The 626-nt window shown below is 72.0% G+C and carries 1 protein-coding gene; it reads left to right on the forward strand.

Annotation, left to right across the window (positions count from 1 at the left end):
* Positions 1-127: 127 nt before the first annotated feature.
* Positions 128-626, forward strand: a 499-nt coding sequence (locus U9R90_RS36665; protein ID WP_411061846.1) for a hypothetical protein, incomplete at its 3' end; no start/stop codon positions are given.

The following is a 626-nucleotide window of genomic DNA, read 5'->3' on the forward strand; positions in this document are numbered from 1 at the left end:
CACCTGCGGCAAACCCCTAACACGAGCCAGAACCTAACGAAGCACTACTAGGCCAGAACCCAGCCACGCCGCGCCCACCGAATGAACGTAAAGCGGATTTTGTCTGATTAGTGCGTATTGTCGGCCCATGCCCACGCCATACGGAACCCGCGGCGGCATGGCGTTCAGCGCAGACGAACTGCGTGTGCTCCGACGCGCCCTCGCCCTTGCCCTCCACCCCAGCCCCGCCGCTGACCAGGACGTCCAGGACTGCCTCCGGCTCGCCGACTCGGTTCAGGAGGCGGTCCGCGAGGGCGCCAGACTCCGGGCCTTCCTGCTGGCCGACCTGGCCCGCTACCGGCAGGCGCTCCCCGGCACCGCCGCCGGCTATCTGGAGTTGCTCGCCGACGCCCTGGCCACCGGTTACCGCCCGGACCCCGACGACCTCGCCGCGCTCCGCGCCCTGCGCGGCAACCCGACCGCCGCCGCCCTGCTCGCCCACTGCCAGGCCCTCGCCGAGCTGGCCGTACGCGCCAAGCTGGCGGGCCGTACGGTCCCGGTGTCCCGTACCCATCTGCGCGCGCTGCCAGGAGGCAGGCCGGAAGCCGACCAGGTGGCGGCCGCCGAGCCGAAGAAGCCCGCCCCGG

The sequence above is a fragment of the Streptomyces sp. E11-3 genome (assembly GCF_046540415.1).
Classification (GTDB): Bacteria; Actinomycetota; Actinomycetes; order Streptomycetales; family Streptomycetaceae; genus Streptomyces.